Source organism: Oleiphilus sp. HI0123 (assembly GCF_001635315.1).
The window spans coordinates 1-978 of sequence record NZ_LWGE01001806.1; the positions used below are offsets into that span (position 1 = coordinate 1).

General features: G+C 39.8%; 1 protein-coding gene and 1 pseudogene. Both read left to right on the top strand.

Features of this window, described 5'->3' with window-relative positions:
* A pseudogene (locus A3761_RS24295) lies at window positions 1-381 on the top strand (transporter substrate-binding domain-containing protein); the annotation flags it as partial.
* Window positions 378-978, top strand: a 601-nt coding sequence (locus tag A3761_RS24300; RefSeq protein WP_156492095.1) for a 7TM-DISM domain-containing protein, incomplete at its 3' end; no start/stop codon positions are given. The pseudogene A3761_RS24295 and the gene A3761_RS24300, both read left to right, overlap by 4 nt.

The window sequence follows — 978 nt, forward strand, 5'->3', positions numbered from 1 at the left end:
GAACTAGGCCGTTTAAAAATTGGCGCTACGCGGAGCTATACTTATAACGATGAATTTTGGCGTTTATACAAGCAAGACAGGTTAAGAGTGTCAATTAGCAATACAGATATAGATAACTTGCGAAAACTAATCAGCGGAACAATCGACTTATTTCCTATCTCTGAATTCACAGGAAAGTACCTGCTTCATAGAAACTTTTCACCAGCTGAAATAGAATCGATCGGAATCAACACTAAAGCACTCAGTGAAGGTAAAAACTATATTTTATTTTCCAAAACCCAGCCAGACAGCCAATACTATCTAAATATTCTGAATGCCGGGCTCGAAGCGCTCAGACAAGAAGGTAAATTTCGAATTTTCCAAGAAGAAATGTTTAAATGAAACAGCTCTATTTATCTCTCATATTATTATTTGGTTTCAGTTTTTATGCGCTGGCTAGCAATCAGCCAATCAGCTTTGATCACAGTACCGAAAACATAGTTCTAGCCAATCATATTGTATATTTTGAAGATAAAGACCACTCACTGACGCCTGGGAATATCCACACAATACAGAATACTCAATGGCAATCTTTACCTGAAGGTCGTGCCAACTTTGGTTTTTCAAGTAGTGCTTATTGGTTTCGCTTTGCTGTACAAAACGAGACGCCTGTTGATATACCCGCTTACCTACACGTCAACTATAGCCAGCTAGATAATATACAGTTGTTTCACAGCATTCCAGGTTCACCTTCTCATTCGGTGACTCTAAAAAAACTTGTCGAAACCGGAGACCGATTCAATTTTGCACAAAGACCCATCGAGTTTCCTACTTTTGTTTTACCACTTGAGCTCTCTGCCGGGCAGCCTCAAGAGTACTTTGTGAAGGTGAGCAGTGAAGGCTCTCTTCAGGTTCCTTTGCAACTATGGGAGCAAGAGAGTTTTCTACTACAAGCGAATAACTCACTATTTCTCTACGGCTGCTTTTTAAGTGCGCTTT